Genomic DNA, 16,450 nt, shown 5'->3' on the forward strand with positions numbered 1-16,450 from the left:
ATCGATATTTGGTTCTCGGGCGCAGCAGATCGCGGCCGCCCGTCTCGCAGGGAGCGGTCCGGGTCGCGTCTCGAGCGCTTCGAGATTTATGCGTTAGCGCGCAGCCGAGATGCGTCGGCTGGCTTCCGGCGATCCTTGCTCCGCAGCCCTGAGATACCAGGCACGCGCCTTGGCTGCGTCGGGAACAGCACCGAGCAACCGCGATTTCGTCAGTTCGGCCGGGTCATAGGTGCGCGCGAGCAGAAGGGAGGCGTCCGCAATTCCGGCGTCGGAAAGCCGCGTCAGGATCAGGCGCGCGCTGGCGACGTCGCCCGCGGCGAGCAGGTCGCGTCCGCGCTTCATCAGAGCATCGACCTCGTCTCGCGGCAGTGGAACGGTCGGGCGAGGCGAGGCCATCGGGAGCGCAGCGGAGGGGGGCGAGACCGCCGGTGCTGCCGCGGCTGGCGCCGGCGACGTCGGCGTCGAGGGCCATGGCCGCATCGCCAGTTCTGTACCGCTGGGAGCCGCGAGCGCGGCGACCGTCTGCGGCGGGTCGTCCTGGGCGACCTTGGCTTCCGCAGGATCGATCTGGGCCAAGCTTTCCAGCACGGCGGTCGGCATGATCGGGCTCTTGCCACCCGGTGTCGCTGCGCCGTTGTCGAAGGAGACCATGTTGACCACCATCATGGCGATGGAGGCCGCGATGCCGACGGCGGCACCGATCTTGATGATGCTGCTGAGCCGCAACGATTTGTCCGGATCGTCCGGCGGCAGGGGCATCACCACGGGATCGAGCTTCGCGCTCCAGGCGCGGTGCACCTCCTCATCGTCGAGGTCAAGGGCCGCTGGCCGCGCCGGCAGGGAGCTTGGCCGGGAGACCAGATGATGCGGCAGGGGGATGCCGTCGGCGGGCGGATCGAATGCCGTCGGGCCGGCCTCCGTCTGGCGGCGGCGCGGCGCATATCTGCGGAGCTCTTCGTTCGCCCAGGGCGGCGCTGGTTTCGCCGGATCGTTCTGATCTGGAGCACTCATCACTAGCCTCCTGTCTCCGACGAACGGGTCGTGGGAGATAGCTTCAGGACGTCGGGCGCGCGCGGTCCAACCGAAGCGCACACGATGCGACATCGGGGACATTGCATCAACGCTTCCGTCGAGACCGACAGGTCCGGTTTCCTTCCGACATGCACGCCATTGTTTTCGCGCGCCCTGGTCACAATCGATGTTGCTTGGTCCCTAAGCTGATCAATGTTCTTGTCGGGAAGGGTGAGTAGGTAAGGCTATTTGATGGAAATTTCCCGGCGCGCCGCATCGGTGACTACTCGCAATGCGCGAGACCGGGGGCGAGTTCTGCGCTTTGCGGAAAGATCGGTTGGAGTATCAGGATGCCGCAGCCATCTCGACTTTGCCGCGAGGTCAGGGGCTTAGCGGACCGAGGAGTTGCAGGCGCGCCGGGAAATTCTGCAACTCAGGCGAGAATGGCGAAAAACAAATGCGGCCGGACAATGCCGGCCGCATTCACATATCCGATCGATTCTTATTCCGCCGCCAGCGCGACGGACACACCAGCGGCTTCGATCGCAAAGGCAACCGACTGGATGATGGCGGCAAAGCGCACGGCGGTCTGGATCGTGGCCGCGGGCACGCCCGCATCCTGCAGGACCTTCTCGTGCGAATCGATGCACGTGCCGCAGCCGTTGATGGCGGACACCGCGAGCGACCACAGCTCGAAATCGGCCTTGGCGACGCCGGGGTTGGCGATGACGTTCATCCGCAGCCGGGCCGGCATCGTCGCGTACTCCTTGTTCGAGGCAAGGTGCACGAAGCGGTAGTAGACGTTGTTCATGGCCATGATAGCGGCGGCCGATTTCGCCGCCGCCAAAGCGGCGGGCGACAGCTGCGCGGCCGCAACCGATTCGAAGGCCGCAACGACGCTCGGATTGCGAGTCGCAATCGCGCAGGCGACGAACAGGCCATACTTGGCCTGCGGCGACAGCGTCTCGTCGGACGCCATGGACGACAGGTTGAGCCTGACGTCCTTGGCGAAGTCCGGGATCTGGTCCTTCAGCTGCTCGATCGACATGATCAGGCGACCTTCAGGGTCTCGCCGCCGACTTCGCGGTTGCACGGGCAGAGCTCGTCGGTCTGCAGCGCGTCGAGGACGCGCAGCGTATCCTTCGGAGCGCGGCCGACATTCAGGTTGGTCGCATAGACGTGCTGGATGGTGTTGTCGGGATCGACGATGAAGGTGTAGCGGTAGGCGACGCCGTCGGGCGAGCGGACGCCGAGGCCGTCGACCAATGCGCCCTTGGTGTCGGCGAATTGCCAGATCGGCAGCTTGTGCAGATCCTTGTGGTCGCGGCGCCAGGCGAGCTTGCAGAACTCGTTGTCGGTCGAGCCGCCGAGCACGACGGCATCGCGGTCCGCGAAATCCTTCGCCAGGCGCGCGAACTCGGCGATCTCGGTCGGGCAGACGAAGGTGAAATCCTTCGGATAGAAGAAGATGATCTTCCACTTTCCAGGGAAGCTGGTCTCGGTCAGGGTCTCGAAGGCGCTCTCGCCCTTCTCTTCCTGAAGATGAAAGCCGGGTTTCACGCCGACGATTTCAAACGATGGCAGCTTGCTTCCGATTCCGAGCATTGGGGCACTCCAAGAAAATTATTGCGCTGCAATAGCGAGGCGCATTGTGCATTGCAAGCGATATGCCATTCGTTTTTAGTATCAGTGGATTGTCGAAAACCCGACACGTGGCGGCAACATGCTGCGAGTGCGAGGCCGTGGCGATGGGGAGCTTTTGGATGGAGCTGGCTTGGAGCGTCGGCTTCGTGACATTGCGATCGGACATCGAGCGACGACAGCCGGAGCGCGCGCGTCGTCGCCACGGCAAAATGAGGTTGATATCCGCTTGGTCGAAGCGCCATGCGACGTCGTGTTGACGGTCTCGACGACGCCCGACGTGCAATTTCTTTGTGCGGCCGAAGTGGCAAAATTGACATTATCGCCTTCGTCGCGATGCACGTTTGACCACGGCGACTCGCTAAGCGGCATGAAGGCGACAAGCCGTCGGCAGATCACGGCGCGGCACGGTGCAAGGTGTCGCACGGCGCACAGTGTTGTCAGCTTTTCGGCAGATCGCGTCTGTTATTTCGCCTTGCTGCGCGATGACCTGACCATAGTCTCCTCGCAGATTTTCATCGGCCTGGGAGGAGTTCATCACCATGAGCGAAACTGTCTCGGCACCAAATGCAAGCGCGAGCCTGTCGATCGATCGACGATTTCTCGCGACCTCAGCCGCGCTCGCGGCAGGATGGGGAGCCCTGCCGCGGGAGCGCGCCGACATCTCGCCGCCACTCTCGGTCTTCGACCGCGAGGCGCCGCCGCACTATGCAGGCCATGCCGAACTGACGCCGCTATCCCCCCTGGACGACCGTGAGCGGCCAGTCTCCGATGATGCGGAAACGTTCGTGGGCATTGGCCTGGCGGAACAGCACAATCCTGTCGATCCGGAGCTTTGTCAGTGACAGTGCCGCGAATCTCTCCTGCAGCATCATCAGGATCGGCCGGCGCCGTTCGTCGGACAGCCGGCAGGTCAGCGTCATGTGGAAGCGGAAATCCTCCATGACATAGGGATAACCCCAACGATCGAGATGATCGCGCTGCCGTGGTGTCAGCAGATCCGGCTTGCGCCGAGCACGGTCGTCGGCCGTCATCGGAGCGCGAAATGGCTCAAAGGCCTGGACACAATCGGCCGCGAGCTGTTGCAGCGCCGGCGACGGCTCGCCGGGGATCATCGCGATGAAGCCGCTGATCGCGTCCACGATCGGACGGATGGCCGGGACGGCTCGCGGCGTGGCCGCGAACGCGGCACAGGCGCTGCGGAGCGCGGCTTCGTTCTCCGCATCGGACAGCTCGAACGGAGCCTTCAAGGTCGCGTGAAAGCCGTATTTGCGCGGGTCTGCGGTCAGCTCAGCCCAGTCTGGAACCGCGCGGACGATCTCGCTCGGAAAGCTGCGGTCATCGCCGCTCCACGCGTCGTATCCGAGCAGGCTCGCGCCGAATTCCGCCAGATCCGCCGTCGCTGGTGGAGCATAATAGATCGCATAGCGCAGAAGATTGGCCATGGTTCGCTACTCCGCCGCCATGGCACGCGCCGGCCGGGCGTTCAGCCGGTCGGTCTCGGTGAGATAGACCAGCCGGCCGGACGCGATCACGGCGACGACATGGGGGCGCAACGGCACGCGGTCGTCGACCAGAATGATATCGGCGCGGCGGCCCTCGGCGAGCGTGCCGCGGTCCGCCAGCCCGGCTGCGCGTGCAGGGCTGCCCGAGATCAGATCCCAGGCGCGCGCCAGCGGAAGAACGCCGTCGGCCGCAAGCCGGTACGCTGCCAGCAGCGGCGCTGGATAGTAGTAGTCGGAGGCCAGCACCGAGCAGAGGCCCTTGGCGATCATGTCGCTGGCCTTCGTCCACCCGGTATGGCTGCCGCCACGGACGACGTTGGGCGCGCCGAATACGATCGCGTCGTCCCCTTGAGCGGCCTCGCGCGCGGTCTCCTCATTGACCGGAAACTCTGCGATGGTCACTCCCTGGCTGCGAAACGCCTTGCGCATGGCCGGGCTGTTGTCGTCATGCGACAGCATGCGGACACCAGCCTTGCGTGCGATCTCGGCCAGCCGCGCGATCGAGGCCGGAACGGCGTCGGCGCGAGCGGCGATGCGCGCGACCAACCGGTCGAACTCCGCGCCGGGCAGGCCGGTGCGGTCGACCATGCGCTGGCGCTTGTGCGGCTTGTCCAGACTCGCCACCGTCGAATCCATGTGATCGTTGAAGGCGAACAGGTCAACGCGCCGGTCGGCGAGCCACCGGCCGATCTCCTCCTCATCGTCGAGATTGAAGGTCTCGTGACGCAGATGAAAGCGCGTGTCGGCTGCGAGCCGCGGGCGCAGCGCTTCGATCGATTCGAGCAGGCGCCGCGCATTGTCGGCGCTGCGCAGGCCCGGCTCCCATGACCAGGTCGTCGCGTGAAAGACCGTGGTGATGCCATTGCTGATGGCCTGGCGGTCGCTGTCGATCAGCGCAACGTCTGTCGGGAAATCGACCCCGGCGCGCGGCATCATCTGGCGCTCGAACGCATCACCATGAATGTCGACGATGCCGGGAAGCACGGTGAGCCCCTCCGCATCGAGTTCGAGACCCGACCGGCGTCCCGGTGTCCCGATGCCGGCGATCACGCCGCCGGATATGATCAAGGAGGTGTCGACGAAGTCGGTATCGACGAGGCAGCGGCCTCGCGAGATGGAGATATCGGTCATGGGGCGGCACTCTGCCGCACCGAGACGCGTGCGTCGAGGGCAGCCTCGTATTTGTCGAGAAACGCGGTGATCGCGAGCTTGCGGAAATCCGGCAGCGCCGCGCGCAGCGCCTCGTGATTCCAATCCCACCACGCCAGATCCAGCAGCCGCTGCTCGACCTCGCGCGGAAACCGGCGCTTGATCGGGCGCGCCGGATTGCCGGCGACGATGGTATAGGCCGCAACGTCCTTGGTGACGATGGCGCCGGCCGCCACGACCGCGCCGGTGCCGATGTTGCGGCCCGGCAGCACGATCGCGCCATGGCCGATCCAGACATCGTGTCCGATCTGGACATGATGCTCTCTCCGCCAGGCGAAGAACTCCGCATCGTCCGGCTCTCCTGGGAAATAGGCGCTGGCGCGATAGGTGAAATGGGCCTGCGTCGCCCGCTGCATCGGGTGGTTGCCCGGATTGATCCGGGTCATCGCCGCGATCGAGCAGAACTTCCCGATCCTCGTGTAGGTGATCTGGGAATCGTTGACCACATAGGAGTAGTCGCCCATCGTCACCTCCTGCAGGATGGTGCGGGCGCCTATCTCGCAATAGGCGCCGAGCGTCACGTCCTGGAGCTTGGCCGAAGGGTCAACGGTAGGTTCAATCGAAAGCGACTTGCCGGCCATCTCGCGTCCTGTCTCTACGCCTGTGAGGGTGTTGGATCTCCCTTATGACAGAGGCGTGACATCTGCATGACTGCGGCCAGCGTGTGGACGGATGTGGCGCCGCAGTGTCGCTGTCACATAACTGTAGAATCCAGACGTTAGCGATAGGCCAAAGCGAGGCGTCTGGAGAATTCAATGCTGGTGGTGGATGGCCTGACGTGCCGTTTTGGCATGAAAGCCGCAGTCGACAATGCATCCTTCTCTGTTGCACCGGGCAGCTTCGTCGGCGTGATCGGGCGTTCCGGCGCCGGCAAGTCGACCCTGCTGCGGTCCATCAATCGCCTGAGCCCGGTGAGCGGCGGCCGCATCCTCTTCAAGGATCTCGACGTGACGGCGCTGCGCGGCCGTGACCTGCGGCAGTGGCGCGCGCGCTCGGCGATGATCTTCCAGCAGTTCAATCTGGTCGGCCGATTGGACGTGCTGACGAACGTGCTGATGGGGCGACTGGCCGAAATCCCGTCGTGGCGCTCGCTGGCGCAGCTCTGGCCAGCGGAGGATGTCGCCATGGCGCTGTCGGCGCTCGAGCAGTTCGACATGGCCTCCCTCGCCGCGCAGCGCGCCGATCAGCTCTCGGGCGGGCAGCAGCAGCGCGTCGCGATCGCGCGCGCGATGGTGCAGAACCCCGAGATCATTCTCGCAGACGAGCCGATCGCCTCGCTCGATCCCCGTAACACCAAGATCGTGATGGACGCGTTGCTGCGCATCAACAAGCATTTCGGCATCACCGTCGTCTGCAATCTGCATTCGCTCGATCTGGCGCGCAGCTATTGCGATCGCCTGATCGGCATGGCGACCGGACGGATCGTGTTCGACGACGTGCCGTCGGCGCTGACGGCGCAGATCGCACGTGAACTCTACGATCTCGAGGCGGACGAGGTGATGGGTTCGATCCATCCGGCACCGGCGGCAACGGTGCCGGTACTCGGCGAAGCGGCCGTGGCCTGAGACGCGGATTTCTGCAAGCTCGAGCTTCCGCATGGCGCGGGGGCGAGACCTGTTACTTACTGCAACAAGAGGGCATGTTATGATCAATCGTCGCATCGTTCTGGCGGGCGTCGCTGCGCTGGCTTTCACGGCCTCGGCGTCAGCCGAGGACTGGAAGGCGAAGTATCCTGAGCTGACCTTCGCCGTGGTCCCGGCAGAGAACGCCTCGGGTGTCACCGAGCGCTGGACGCCTTTCGTGAACTATCTCTCGAAAGAGCTGGGCGTGAAGGTGACGCTGCGCATCGCCAACGATTATGCGGCCGTGATCGAAGGCCAGCGCGCCGGCAACATCCACATCGCGAGCTACGGTTCGGCCTCGTTCGCCCGCGCCCGGCTCACCGGGGTCAAGACCGATGCCTTCGCCAACGACATCAACTCCGACGGCAGCACCGGCTACTATTCGGTGTTCTTCGTCAAGGCGAGCAGCCCGTACCGGAAGGTCGAAGACCTCAAGGGCAAGAATCTCGGCCTCGTCGATCCGAACTCAACGTCGGGCAACAACGTGCCCCGCTTCGAGCTCAACAAGATGGGCGTGACCGACGCCGAGACGTATTTTGGCAAGGTTGTCTTCACCGGCAGCCACGAGAACGCGGTGCTGGCCCTGTCGCAGGGGACTGTCGACATCGCGGCCAACCAATGGACGAGCGACAACGACTCGACGCTGGCGCAGATGCTGACCAAGGGCATGCTGAAGAACGCTGACGGTTCGCCGATGAAGAAGGACGACTTCCGCATCATTCACAAGTCGGCGCCGATCATCAACGGCCCCTACGCCTACAACACCGACCTGCCGGCCGATCTGAAATCGGCGATCGCCAAGGCCTTCTTCGATGCGCCGATCAAGGACAAGGCCGCCTTCGACCGTCTCTCCGACGGCCAGAAGAAGGGCTTCCACCCTGCCACGACGAAGGACTGGGATGGCACGATCGACCTGATCAAATTCGTCGACAGCCTGCGCAAGAAGGCGTCCTGATCGACGATCCATCGATGGTGAGCCGGGTCTCGTGGGGCCCGGCTCGTCCGTTGAAGAATCCCTCGCACGTCCGAACCAAGAGCAGCACGAAGCCGATGGCTGTTGCCGTTTCGATCCTTCCGAGCCAGCAGCTTGCGGCTCTGAACGAGACCTATCGGCGGGCCGTTTCGCGCCGCCGTTTGCGTCTTGCCCTGTCCGCCATGGTATTCCTGGCGGTGCTCTTCGCCGCGGCCATCGGTGCCGAGGTCAATCCGCGGACGTTCTATACCTACTTCGGCAACTTCATCAGCTACTTCGATCGCATCTTCACGCTCGACGACGGGCAGCGGGTCTGGACCAATCTGCCCGAATGGTTCTGGGGCTTCAGGAAGTGGCTCAAGCTGTTGGCAGAGACGCTGCTGATCAGCTACGTCGGCACGATGGCCGGAATGCTCGTCGCATTCGGTCTCAACTTCTTCGCCGCCGAGAACACCTCGCCCGCGCCGTGGATCCGCTTCACGGTGCGCCGGCTCCTGGAATTCGCCCGCACCGTTCCGAGCGTCGTGTTCGCCCTGATCTTCGTCATTGCTTTCGGGCTTGGGCCGATCCCGGGCGTCCTCGCCATCGCCCTTCATTCGAGCGGTGCGCTCGGCAAGCTGTTCTCCGAGGTCGTCGAAAACGCCGACATGAAGCCGGTCGAGGGCGTGCGCGCCACCGGCGCGAGCTGGCTGTCCTGCATGCGCTTTGCCGTGCTGCCTCAGGTCATCGCCGGCTTCTCCAGCTACACGCTGCTGCGGTTCGAGATCAACGTGCGCGAGGCGTCCGTGATGGGCTTCGTCGGTGCCGGCGGCATCGGCCAGGAGCTCGTGGTCGCGATCCGCAAGTTCTACTATTCCGACGTCAGCGCCATTCTTGTCATGATCGTGGTCACCGTGTTCCTGATCGACATCGGTACCGGCTGGCTGCGCGGCCGCCTGTTCGGCTCGGAGGCCCGCACATGAGTATCTCCGGCTCACCCGACCCGAAGCAGCTCGCCGAGCGCTATCCGCAGATCTTCAATCGGCCGTTGTCCGCACGCCTTGCAACGCCGCTCGTGCTGGCGTTGGCCGTGGCGATCTTCGTCTTCGGTCTGGTCGATCTCGACTTCTCGCCGTCGCGGATGCTGTCCGGCCTCGGCCAGCTCGGCTGGATCGCGCGGATGATGCTGCCGCCGGATCCCGGCTCATCGCTTCCGATTTATCTCAAGGCGCTCGGCGAGACGCTCTCGATCGCGGTGCTCGGCACCACCTTGGCGGCCGTGTTCGCTCTTCCGGTCAGCCTGCTTGCAGCCAGGAATATCATCCCGTCGGCGATCTTCCGTTTTCCGGTGCGTCGCCTGTTCGACACCATTCGTGGCGTCGACACACTGATCTGGGCGCTGGTCTGGATCAATGTCGTCGGCCTCGGGCCGTTCGCCGGAGTGCTGGCGATTGCGGTCTCGGATTTCGGAGCGCTCGGCAAGCTGTTCTCGGAGGCGATGGAGAGCGCCGACCGGCGGCAGGTCGAGGGCGTTCGCGCTGCCGGCGGCAGCCCGCTGCATGAGATCCGCTTCGGCCTTCTGCCGCAGGTTCTTCCCGTGATTGCCGGCCAGGTGCTCTACTTCATCGAATCCAACACGCGCTCGGCGACGATCATCGGCATCGTCGGCGCGGGAGGCATCGGGCTGCAGCTGGCGGAGCAGATCCGCGTGCTGGAATGGCAGAAGGTGTCGTTCCTGATCCTGATGATCCTCGTGGCGGTGGCTGTGATCGACTGGATCTCAGGCAAGCTGCGCTTTGCGATCATCGGCCGCCGCGCCATTGCTTGAACAACGCGGCATCCGAAGGTTGCGATCGTTCGCCTACGAACGATCAGGATGCAGTGCCGGCTGTGTGTGCTGCACCGACTGTCGCAAATCCTTCATGTGCCGCCTTTAGGGGAAGCTCCGGAACTGGCTGCCATGCCAGGACATACGGAGTCCGTCTTCATGAAGCTTACTCGCCTCGTTCTCGCGCTGCTCGCGCTATGTGTTGCCGCATCATGGCAGCCGGCCAAAGCCGCGGACGTCATCTGCTACAACTGCCCGCCGGAATGGGCCGACTGGGCCTCGATGCTCAAGGCGATCAAGACCGATCTCGGCTACGACATTCCACACGACAACAAGAACTCCGGCCAGGCGCTGGCGCAGATCCTCGCCGAGAAGAGCAATCCGGTCGGCGACATCGGCTATTTCGGCGTCACCTTCGGCATGAAGGCGAAGACGCAGGACGCGCTGGAGGCCTACAAGCCCGCAAACTGGGATCAGGTCCCCGCCGGCCTGAAGGATGCGGACGGCTACTGGACCACGATCCACTCCGGCACGCTCGGTCTGTTCGTGAACAAGGACGCGCTCGGCGGCAAGCCCGTTCCGGCCTGCTGGAAGGACCTGCTCAAACCCGACTACAAGGGCATGGTGGGCTACCTCGATCCGAGCTCTGCGGCCGTCGGCTATGTCGGCGCGGTTGCCGTCAACCTCGCGCTCGGCGGTTCGCAGGCCAATTTCGAGCCAGCCCTTACGTTCTTCAAGGATCTGCGCAAGAACGATCCGATCGTGCCGAAGCAGACGTCCTATGCGCGTGTCGTCTCGGGCGAGATCCCGATCTTGTTCGACTACGACTTCAACGCCTACCGCGCGAAATATACCGAGAAGGGCAATTTCGAGTTCGTGATTCCCTGCGAAGGCTCGGTGGTCTTTCCCTATGTCGTCGGCCTTGTGAAGAACGCGCCCGACAAGGACAAGGCGAAGAAGGTGATCGACTATCTGCTCTCCGACAAGGGCCAGGCGATCTGGACCAATGCCTATCTGCGTCCGGCGCGCCCGATCGAGCTGCCGGACTCGGTGAAGAACAAGTTCCTGCCGGACAGCGACTACGCCCGCGCCAAGAGCGTGAACTGGGGCGATATGGAAGCTGCGCAGAAGGGCTTCGTCGATCGCTATCTGTCCGAAGTCCGCTGAAGGAGCACCGCGCCTCCGCCGGAGACGATCCGGCGGAGGTGCACTTGATCACATGTCGCACAAATCCTTCGTCCGGCTCTGCCTGCTGCCCCTGGCAGCCGTCACCGCGGCATTCTTCCTGTTGCCGATGGCGAGGCTGCTCGCGACCGGCGCTGAGGGACCGCACGGTCTGACCGAATATCTCGCGATCATTCTCGAACCGCGCTACCGCACGACTCTCCTCAACACGCTGGCGCTGGCGGCGGCCACCACGATCGCGACCCTGATCATCGCGACGATCGCCGGCCTGTTTCTGCAGCGTCACCGGTTTCCGGGCCGCGCGATCCTGGTTGCGATCCTGACGTTTCCGCTCGCTTTTCCGGGCGTTGTGGTCGGCTTCATGATCATCCTTCTGGCTGGCCGTCAGGGGCTGATCGGCGAGGTCTCGTCCCGGCTCACCGGCGACAAGCTCGTATTCGCCTATTCGATCTACGGGCTGTTCCTCGGCTATCTCTATTTCTCGATTCCGCGGGTGATCCTCACGATCATGGCTGCCGCGCAGAAGCTGGACCCGGGGCTGGAGGAGGCCGCGCGCTCGCTCGGTGCCGGCCCCTGGGCCGTGCTGCGCGACGTGATCCTGCCGGCCCTGACGCCGGCGCTGATCGCATCCGGCGCGATCGCGTTCGCGACGGCGATGGGCGCGTTCGGAACGGCATTCACCTTGGCCACGAACATCGACGTGTTGCCCATGCTGATCTACACGGAATTCACGCTGGCCGGAAACCTGGCCACCTCGGCGGCGCTCTCGGTCGGCCTTGGCCTGATGACCTGGCTGATGCTCGCATTGGCGCGCTCCTTCGCCGGCAGCTCGGTGGCAGCGGCAGGGTAGGCACGTGCGCGACAGGGCCATCTTCATCCTTCAACTGCTGTTCACACTGCTGGTCGCCGCCTTCCTGGCCGTGCCGGCCGGCCTTTCGATCGCCGCGGGCGTGACCGTCAACTACTTCCGCGGCATTCAGTCCGGCGTGACGCTGCAGTGGGTGGCCCAGGTCTGGGAGCTCTACGCGGGCACGATCATGGCATCGATCCTGATCGCGCTGGGCACGCTGGCGGTCACGCTCGTGGTCGGTGTTCCCGCTGCCTATGCGCTGTACGTTCGCGGCGGACGGCTGGCGCGGCTGGTCGAGGAAATCATCACCTTGCCGCTCGCGATTCCCGGGCTCGCCATCGCGCTCGCGCTGTTGCTCACCTATGGCGGGGCGGGAAGCTTCCGCCGCTCATGGCTGTTCATCCTCGCCGGCCATGTGAACTTTACGATGCCATTCATGGTGCGGTCCGTCATGGCGGTGTTCTCGACGATCGACGTGAAGTCGCTCGACGAAGGTGCCGCATCGGTCGGAGCCGCGCCATGGCGCCGCTTCATCGATGTCATCGTTCCTAATGCCGCGCCGGGGATCCTGGCGGGCAGCCTCATGGTGGTGACGCTATCCCTCGGAGAATTCAACCTGACCTGGATGTTGCATACGCCGCTGACCAAGACACTGCCGGTCGGCCTTGCCGATAGCTACGCATCGATGCGGCTCGAGGTCGCGTCCGCCTACACGCTGATCTTCTTCGTCATGATCATCCCGCTGCTGGTGGCCATGCAATGGATCGGCGAGAGAGGAAGCCTGAGGTGAGCACGATGACCCGGCATGGAGCCGCCCTCAAGGTGGAGAATTGCGGCAAGACCTTTGCCGATGGGACCTGCGCGCTTGCGCGCGCCACGCTCGACATCGCGCAGAGCGAGACGCTGGTGCTTTTGGGGCCGTCCGGCTGCGGCAAGACCACGCTGCTGCGGATCGTGGCCGGGCTCGAAACACCCGATGCGGGCGGGCGCGTGCTGTTCGGCGGCAAGGATCTGACGAGGCAGCCGATCGAGAAGCGCAATGTCGGCATGGTGTTTCAATCCTACGCGCTGTTCCCCAACATGACCGTCGCGGACAATATCGGCTACGGGCTCAAGATCCGCGGCGTGCCCAAGCCGGAGCGCGCCGCGCGGGTCGCAGAGCTGGTCACGTTGACCAACCTCGCCGGCCTCGAAGATCGGCGAATCGATCAGCTCTCGGGCGGCCAGCGCCAGCGCGTCGCGCTGGCGCGCGCGGTCGCGATACGGCCGAGCGTGCTGCTGCTCGACGAGCCGCTCACCGCGCTCGATGCGGCCTTGCGAGAGCGCCTGCGCGGCGAGCTCAACGGCTTGTTGCGCACGCTCGGCATCACGGCGATCTACGTCACGCATGACCAGGCCGAAGCCATGGAGCTCGGCGACCGCATCGTCGTGATGCGCAAGGGCGCCATCGCGCAGATCGGGACGCCGCGCGAGATCTATTTCTCGCCCGCCGATCGATTCGTCGCGGAGTTCGTCGGCGCGGCCAACATCATCGAGGCGCCGATCGACGGAGCCCAGCTCGTTCTGCCGGGAGGTCGGCAGCCGATCGCCGATCCCGGTCCACGTAACCTGGCGGTGGCGATGGTTCGGCCGGAAACGATCGGGATCGTCGATGCCGCGGCATCGAGTCTGACTGGCGTCGTCGACAGCGTCCGCTTTGTCGGCGACCGGCAGCGGATCATCGTCCGCGACGCCGCCTCAATTGCACTGACCGTGGACGCGCCGAATTCGATCAGGGTCGCTGCGGGAGAGCGGATCGGCCTGCGGATTGCAACGGACTCCATTCGGCTGTTGCCGGAGAAAGGCTGATCTGCTGATGACCAAGAGCCCCGTCGTCATCGCCCAGATATCCGACCTGCACATCAAGGCGCCCGGCCGGCTCGCCTACCGCCGCGTCGATACGGCGCGCGCGTTGACCCGTTGCATCACGGAGCTCAACCGGTTCGAGCCGAAGCTCGATCTGGTGGTGATCTCGGGCGATCTCGTCGATACGCCGTCGCCGGCCGAGTACGATCATCTCAAGGATCTTCTCGCCGAGCTCGAAACTCCATTCGTCGCCGTGCCCGGCAATCACGATTCACGCGAGCTGATGCGCGCGGCGTTTCCGGGCGCTCTGCATGGTCAACCCACCAGTCCGCTGAACCGGTGCGTAGAGTTGGCCGATCTCGATCTGCTTCTGCTCGATTCCAGCGTGCCCGGCCATCCGCATGGCGAGCTCGATGAAGCGAGTCTGCAATGGCTCGACGCCGCGCTGTCCGGATCCAGCGAAAGGCCGGCCCTGCTGTTTCTGCACCACCCGCCGTTCGCCACTGGCATCTGGCACATGGACCGGCAGAACCTGCGCAACGCCGACGATCTCGCGGCCGTCCTCACGCGCCATCCGCGGGTGCAACTGATCGGGTGCGGTCACGTTCATCGCGCGACGCTGACCCGGTTTGCGGGCATCCCCTGCACGATCTGCCCGGCACCGAACCATGCCGTCGCGCTCGACCTGGCCGAGCTTCGTCCGCCATCCTTCCGGATCGAGCCACCGGCCTTTCACCTTCATGCCTGGTTTCCAGGACCGGGATTTGGAACGGTCGTCACGCATCAGGTGCCGATCGGGGATTTCGACGGGCCGCATCCGTTCTTCAATCAGGACGGCACGCTCATCGACTGAGGGCGCAAGAACGAAGCGAGGCGGCGGGGTCTGGTCTAGCTCTCGACCTCGAACGTCACGCGCTCCGCCGCGAAGCGCGAGCGCTTGCTGACCAGCGGCGTCCCATCGGCATCGATGTCGGTGCTGTCGACCACCAGCACCGGACGGCCCAGCGCGAGGTCGAGCCGTGCGGCGTCGCTCGCGTCGGCGATGGCCGCCGTGATCCTGGTCGCGCCGCGGCGATAGTCGCGAATGCCGTAATGCGCAAGCAGCGCCGTCATCGAGCGGAGCGATGCGAAGATGTGGCCGGCCTCGGGAAATCGCTCGGACGACAGCCAGGACGTGCTGACGCAGATGGGGGTCTTGTCGGCAAGACGCAGTGCCTCGATTCGGACCAGCGGCGCCCCCGTCTTCAGTCGGAGCGCGTGCGCGAGTTCGCGCGTCGCCGACTCTTCGGACGCTGCGATCAACTGTCCGCGCGGCTCGCGCCCGCCGGCGCCCACGATCTCGGAGAACCTGGTTCGCGATCTCAGGGGATATGACAGACGAGGCGCTTCGACATAAGTGCCGCTGCCGCGCTCGGCGCGCACGAGGCCGCGCTCGGCCAAGGTCGCGAGCGCGCGACGCACCGTATGACGGTTGACGCGGTAGGTTTCGGCGATCTCGGTCTCGCCGGGCAGGCGGGTGCCGGCCGCGAAGCGGCCGTCGGCGATGTCGCGCTCGATGCCGTCGGCCACCCGGCGCCACAGTGCCACGCCCGAGTCGGCGCCCTGCATGCTCATCTGCGGTTCTCCGCTGCACGACCTGAAAATCACGCCCATGTCATCAAACAGTCATGGCGCTTCGTTACGAAGTTGTCTATTAACATAGACAACTTCGCGATAGCAAGTTCGGGGTGAAGATGGAAGGCGAGACCGCGATGCAGGACCGGCGCAGGACGGCGATGCGGGTATTGGCGCATGCCTCGCATGCGGACATCCGCGCCAGGCTCGACGGACTGGCGCTGCCTGAGTATCGCGACCTGCGTCCGGCGGAGAATGGTCTCGTGATGCTGCGGGGCCGGATCGGCGGTGATGGTGCGCCGTTCAATGTCGGCGAAGCGACGGTGTCGCGCGCCGCGGTACGGCTGGAGAGCGGCGAGGTCGGGTTCGGCTATGTGCTCGGACGAGACGCCGGCAAGGCGCGTCTGATGGCGCTGTGTGACGCGATGATCCAGTCGTCGAGCCATGCGCGATCGATCGAGACTCAGGTGGTCGCGCCGCTGCAGGAGCTGATGCGCGCATCGCGGGAGCATCGAGCGGAGGAGGCTGCGGCCACGCGTGTCGATTTCTATACGATGGTGCGAGGAGAAGGCTGATGGCTGCTGCCGCTTCCGATCTGCAGCCTGGTTTCGCCGACAATGTCCTGTCCGCGCAATCGACCTTCCGTACCGTCATGGAGGCCATGGCGCGTCCGGGCAATGTGCGGCAGGTCGAGGGCGATGTCGGCCGGCCGTCGTCGTTGATGCCTGGTGCTGCCGCGATCGCGTTGACCTTGTTCGATCACGATACGCCGATCTGGCTCGATGCGCCGCTCGCCGGCACGCCCGAGGTCGGCGCCTGGCTCAAGTTTCACACCGGGGCGCCGATCGTCGCCGATGCCGCGCTCGCCTGCTTTGCGGTGGCGGCGGACCCCGAAGCGCTGCCTGATCTGAATTCATTCGCGCTCGGCAGTGCTGAATACCCTGATCGCTCGACGACGCTGATCCTGCAGGTGCCGAGCTTGTCCGAGGGGCCGGCGTTCAAGCTGCGCGGTCCAGGCATCGACGGGGCGACATCGTTCCGTGCAACGGTCGCGCCCGCCGATCTGTTCGAGCGGCTGTCGATCAATGAGAAGCTGTTTCCGCGTGGTGTCGATGTGGTGCTGGTCGATGGCTCGTCCATCGTCGCCATCTCGCGAACGACCCGACTCGTTTCCGCAGGAGAGTGAGG

The 16,450-nt window shown here is 64.8% G+C and carries 18 protein-coding genes; 11 read left to right on the forward strand and 7 right to left on the reverse strand.

The window, feature by feature from the left end; genetic code table 11:
* Positions 1 to 93: 93 nt before the first annotated feature.
* The 6 genes from QX041_RS17565 to QX041_RS17590 all read right to left on the reverse strand — a co-directional run bounded on the left by QX041_RS17565 (position 94) and on the right by QX041_RS17590 (position 5,947).
* Positions 94 to 1,011: a sel1 repeat family protein gene (locus QX041_RS17565; RefSeq protein ID WP_316166095.1), complete on the reverse strand. Its 918-nt coding sequence runs from the start codon at positions 1,009 to 1,011 to the stop codon at positions 94 to 96.
* Positions 1,012 to 1,513: 502 nt separating this feature from the next.
* Positions 1,514 to 2,059, reverse strand: a complete 546-nt coding sequence (locus QX041_RS17570) for a carboxymuconolactone decarboxylase family protein (RefSeq protein WP_316166096.1) — start codon at positions 2,057 to 2,059, stop codon at positions 1,514 to 1,516.
* Between the two features lie 2 nt (positions 2,060 to 2,061).
* The gene (locus tag QX041_RS17575) at positions 2,062 to 2,616 is read right to left on the reverse strand and encodes a peroxiredoxin (protein ID WP_315713058.1); all 555 of its coding nucleotides are present in this window, start codon (positions 2,614 to 2,616) and stop codon (positions 2,062 to 2,064) included.
* A 770-nt stretch (positions 2,617 to 3,386) separates the two neighbouring features.
* Complete coding sequence (locus tag QX041_RS17580) at positions 3,387 to 4,097, reverse strand: DUF1045 domain-containing protein (RefSeq protein WP_315752871.1); 711 nt, start codon at positions 4,095 to 4,097, stop codon at positions 3,387 to 3,389.
* A gap of 6 nt (positions 4,098 to 4,103) precedes the next feature.
* Entirely contained in the window at positions 4,104 to 5,288 is a 1,185-nt protein-coding gene (locus QX041_RS17585; protein ID WP_315810539.1) for an alpha-D-ribose 1-methylphosphonate 5-triphosphate diphosphatase, read from the reverse strand.
* Entirely contained in the window at positions 5,285 to 5,947 is a 663-nt protein-coding gene (locus QX041_RS17590; protein WP_315713050.1) for a DapH/DapD/GlmU-related protein, read from the reverse strand. Before QX041_RS17590 ends, QX041_RS17585 begins: the two co-directional genes overlap by 4 nt.
* A 174-nt stretch (positions 5,948 to 6,121) precedes the next feature.
* On the opposite strand from QX041_RS17590, the gene phnC reads away from it, so the two are divergent.
* The 9 genes from phnC to QX041_RS17635 all read left to right on the forward strand — a co-directional run bounded on the left by phnC (position 6,122) and on the right by QX041_RS17635 (position 14,501).
* On the forward strand, positions 6,122 to 6,931 hold the full coding sequence (gene phnC / locus QX041_RS17595; RefSeq protein WP_315713048.1) for a phosphonate ABC transporter ATP-binding protein: 810 nt from the start codon (positions 6,122 to 6,124) through the stop codon (positions 6,929 to 6,931).
* Between the two features lie 79 nt (positions 6,932 to 7,010).
* Complete coding sequence (gene phnD / locus QX041_RS17600; protein ID WP_315713046.1) at positions 7,011 to 7,943, forward strand: phosphonate ABC transporter substrate-binding protein; 933 nt, start codon at positions 7,011 to 7,013, stop codon at positions 7,941 to 7,943.
* Positions 7,944 to 8,038: 95 nt separating this feature from the next.
* Positions 8,039 to 8,923: a phosphonate ABC transporter, permease protein PhnE gene (gene phnE / locus QX041_RS17605; RefSeq protein ID WP_316166097.1), complete on the forward strand. Its 885-nt coding sequence runs from the start codon at positions 8,039 to 8,041 to the stop codon at positions 8,921 to 8,923.
* On the forward strand, positions 8,920 to 9,768 hold the full coding sequence (gene phnE / locus QX041_RS17610) for a phosphonate ABC transporter, permease protein PhnE (protein ID WP_315713042.1): 849 nt from the start codon (positions 8,920 to 8,922) through the stop codon (positions 9,766 to 9,768). Before phnE (QX041_RS17605) ends, phnE (QX041_RS17610) begins: the two co-directional genes overlap by 4 nt.
* Before the next feature lie 159 nt (positions 9,769 to 9,927).
* A complete protein-coding gene (locus QX041_RS17615; protein WP_315752875.1) occupies positions 9,928 to 10,935 on the forward strand; it encodes an ABC transporter substrate-binding protein in 1,008 nt (335 codons plus the stop codon).
* 52 nt (positions 10,936 to 10,987) lie between these two features.
* Positions 10,988 to 11,803, forward strand: coding sequence for an ABC transporter permease (locus QX041_RS17620; protein WP_316166098.1), 816 nt, complete (start codon positions 10,988 to 10,990; stop codon positions 11,801 to 11,803).
* A gap of 4 nt (positions 11,804 to 11,807) precedes the next feature.
* Complete coding sequence (locus QX041_RS17625) at positions 11,808 to 12,593, forward strand: ABC transporter permease (RefSeq protein ID WP_316166099.1); 786 nt, start codon at positions 11,808 to 11,810, stop codon at positions 12,591 to 12,593.
* 5 nt (positions 12,594 to 12,598) lie between these two features.
* Positions 12,599 to 13,651, forward strand: coding sequence for an ABC transporter ATP-binding protein (locus QX041_RS17630; RefSeq protein WP_316166100.1), 1,053 nt, complete (start codon positions 12,599 to 12,601; stop codon positions 13,649 to 13,651).
* A 7-nt stretch (positions 13,652 to 13,658) separates the two neighbouring features.
* Complete coding sequence (locus QX041_RS17635; RefSeq protein ID WP_316166101.1) at positions 13,659 to 14,501, forward strand: phosphodiesterase; 843 nt, start codon at positions 13,659 to 13,661, stop codon at positions 14,499 to 14,501.
* A gap of 35 nt (positions 14,502 to 14,536) precedes the next feature.
* Here the strand turns inward: QX041_RS17635 and phnF are convergent, their stop codons facing one another.
* On the reverse strand, positions 14,537 to 15,262 hold the full coding sequence (gene phnF / locus QX041_RS17640; RefSeq protein WP_315752880.1) for a phosphonate metabolism transcriptional regulator PhnF: 726 nt from the start codon (positions 15,260 to 15,262) through the stop codon (positions 14,537 to 14,539).
* Positions 15,263 to 15,381: 119 nt separating this feature from the next.
* On the opposite strand from phnF, the gene phnG reads away from it, so the two are divergent.
* Together phnG and phnH are read left to right on the forward strand one after the other, a co-directional pair.
* Entirely contained in the window at positions 15,382 to 15,837 is a 456-nt protein-coding gene (gene phnG / locus QX041_RS17645) for a phosphonate C-P lyase system protein PhnG (protein ID WP_316166194.1), read from the forward strand.
* Positions 15,837 to 16,448: a phosphonate C-P lyase system protein PhnH gene (gene phnH / locus QX041_RS17650; protein WP_316166103.1), complete on the forward strand. Its 612-nt coding sequence runs from the start codon at positions 15,837 to 15,839 to the stop codon at positions 16,446 to 16,448. The genes phnG and phnH overlap by 1 nt, the downstream gene beginning before the upstream one ends.
* Positions 16,449 to 16,450 lie beyond the last annotated feature (2 nt).

The organism is Bradyrhizobium sp. SZCCHNRI2009, from assembly GCF_032485115.1.
GTDB lineage: Bacteria > Pseudomonadota > Alphaproteobacteria > Rhizobiales > Xanthobacteraceae > Bradyrhizobium.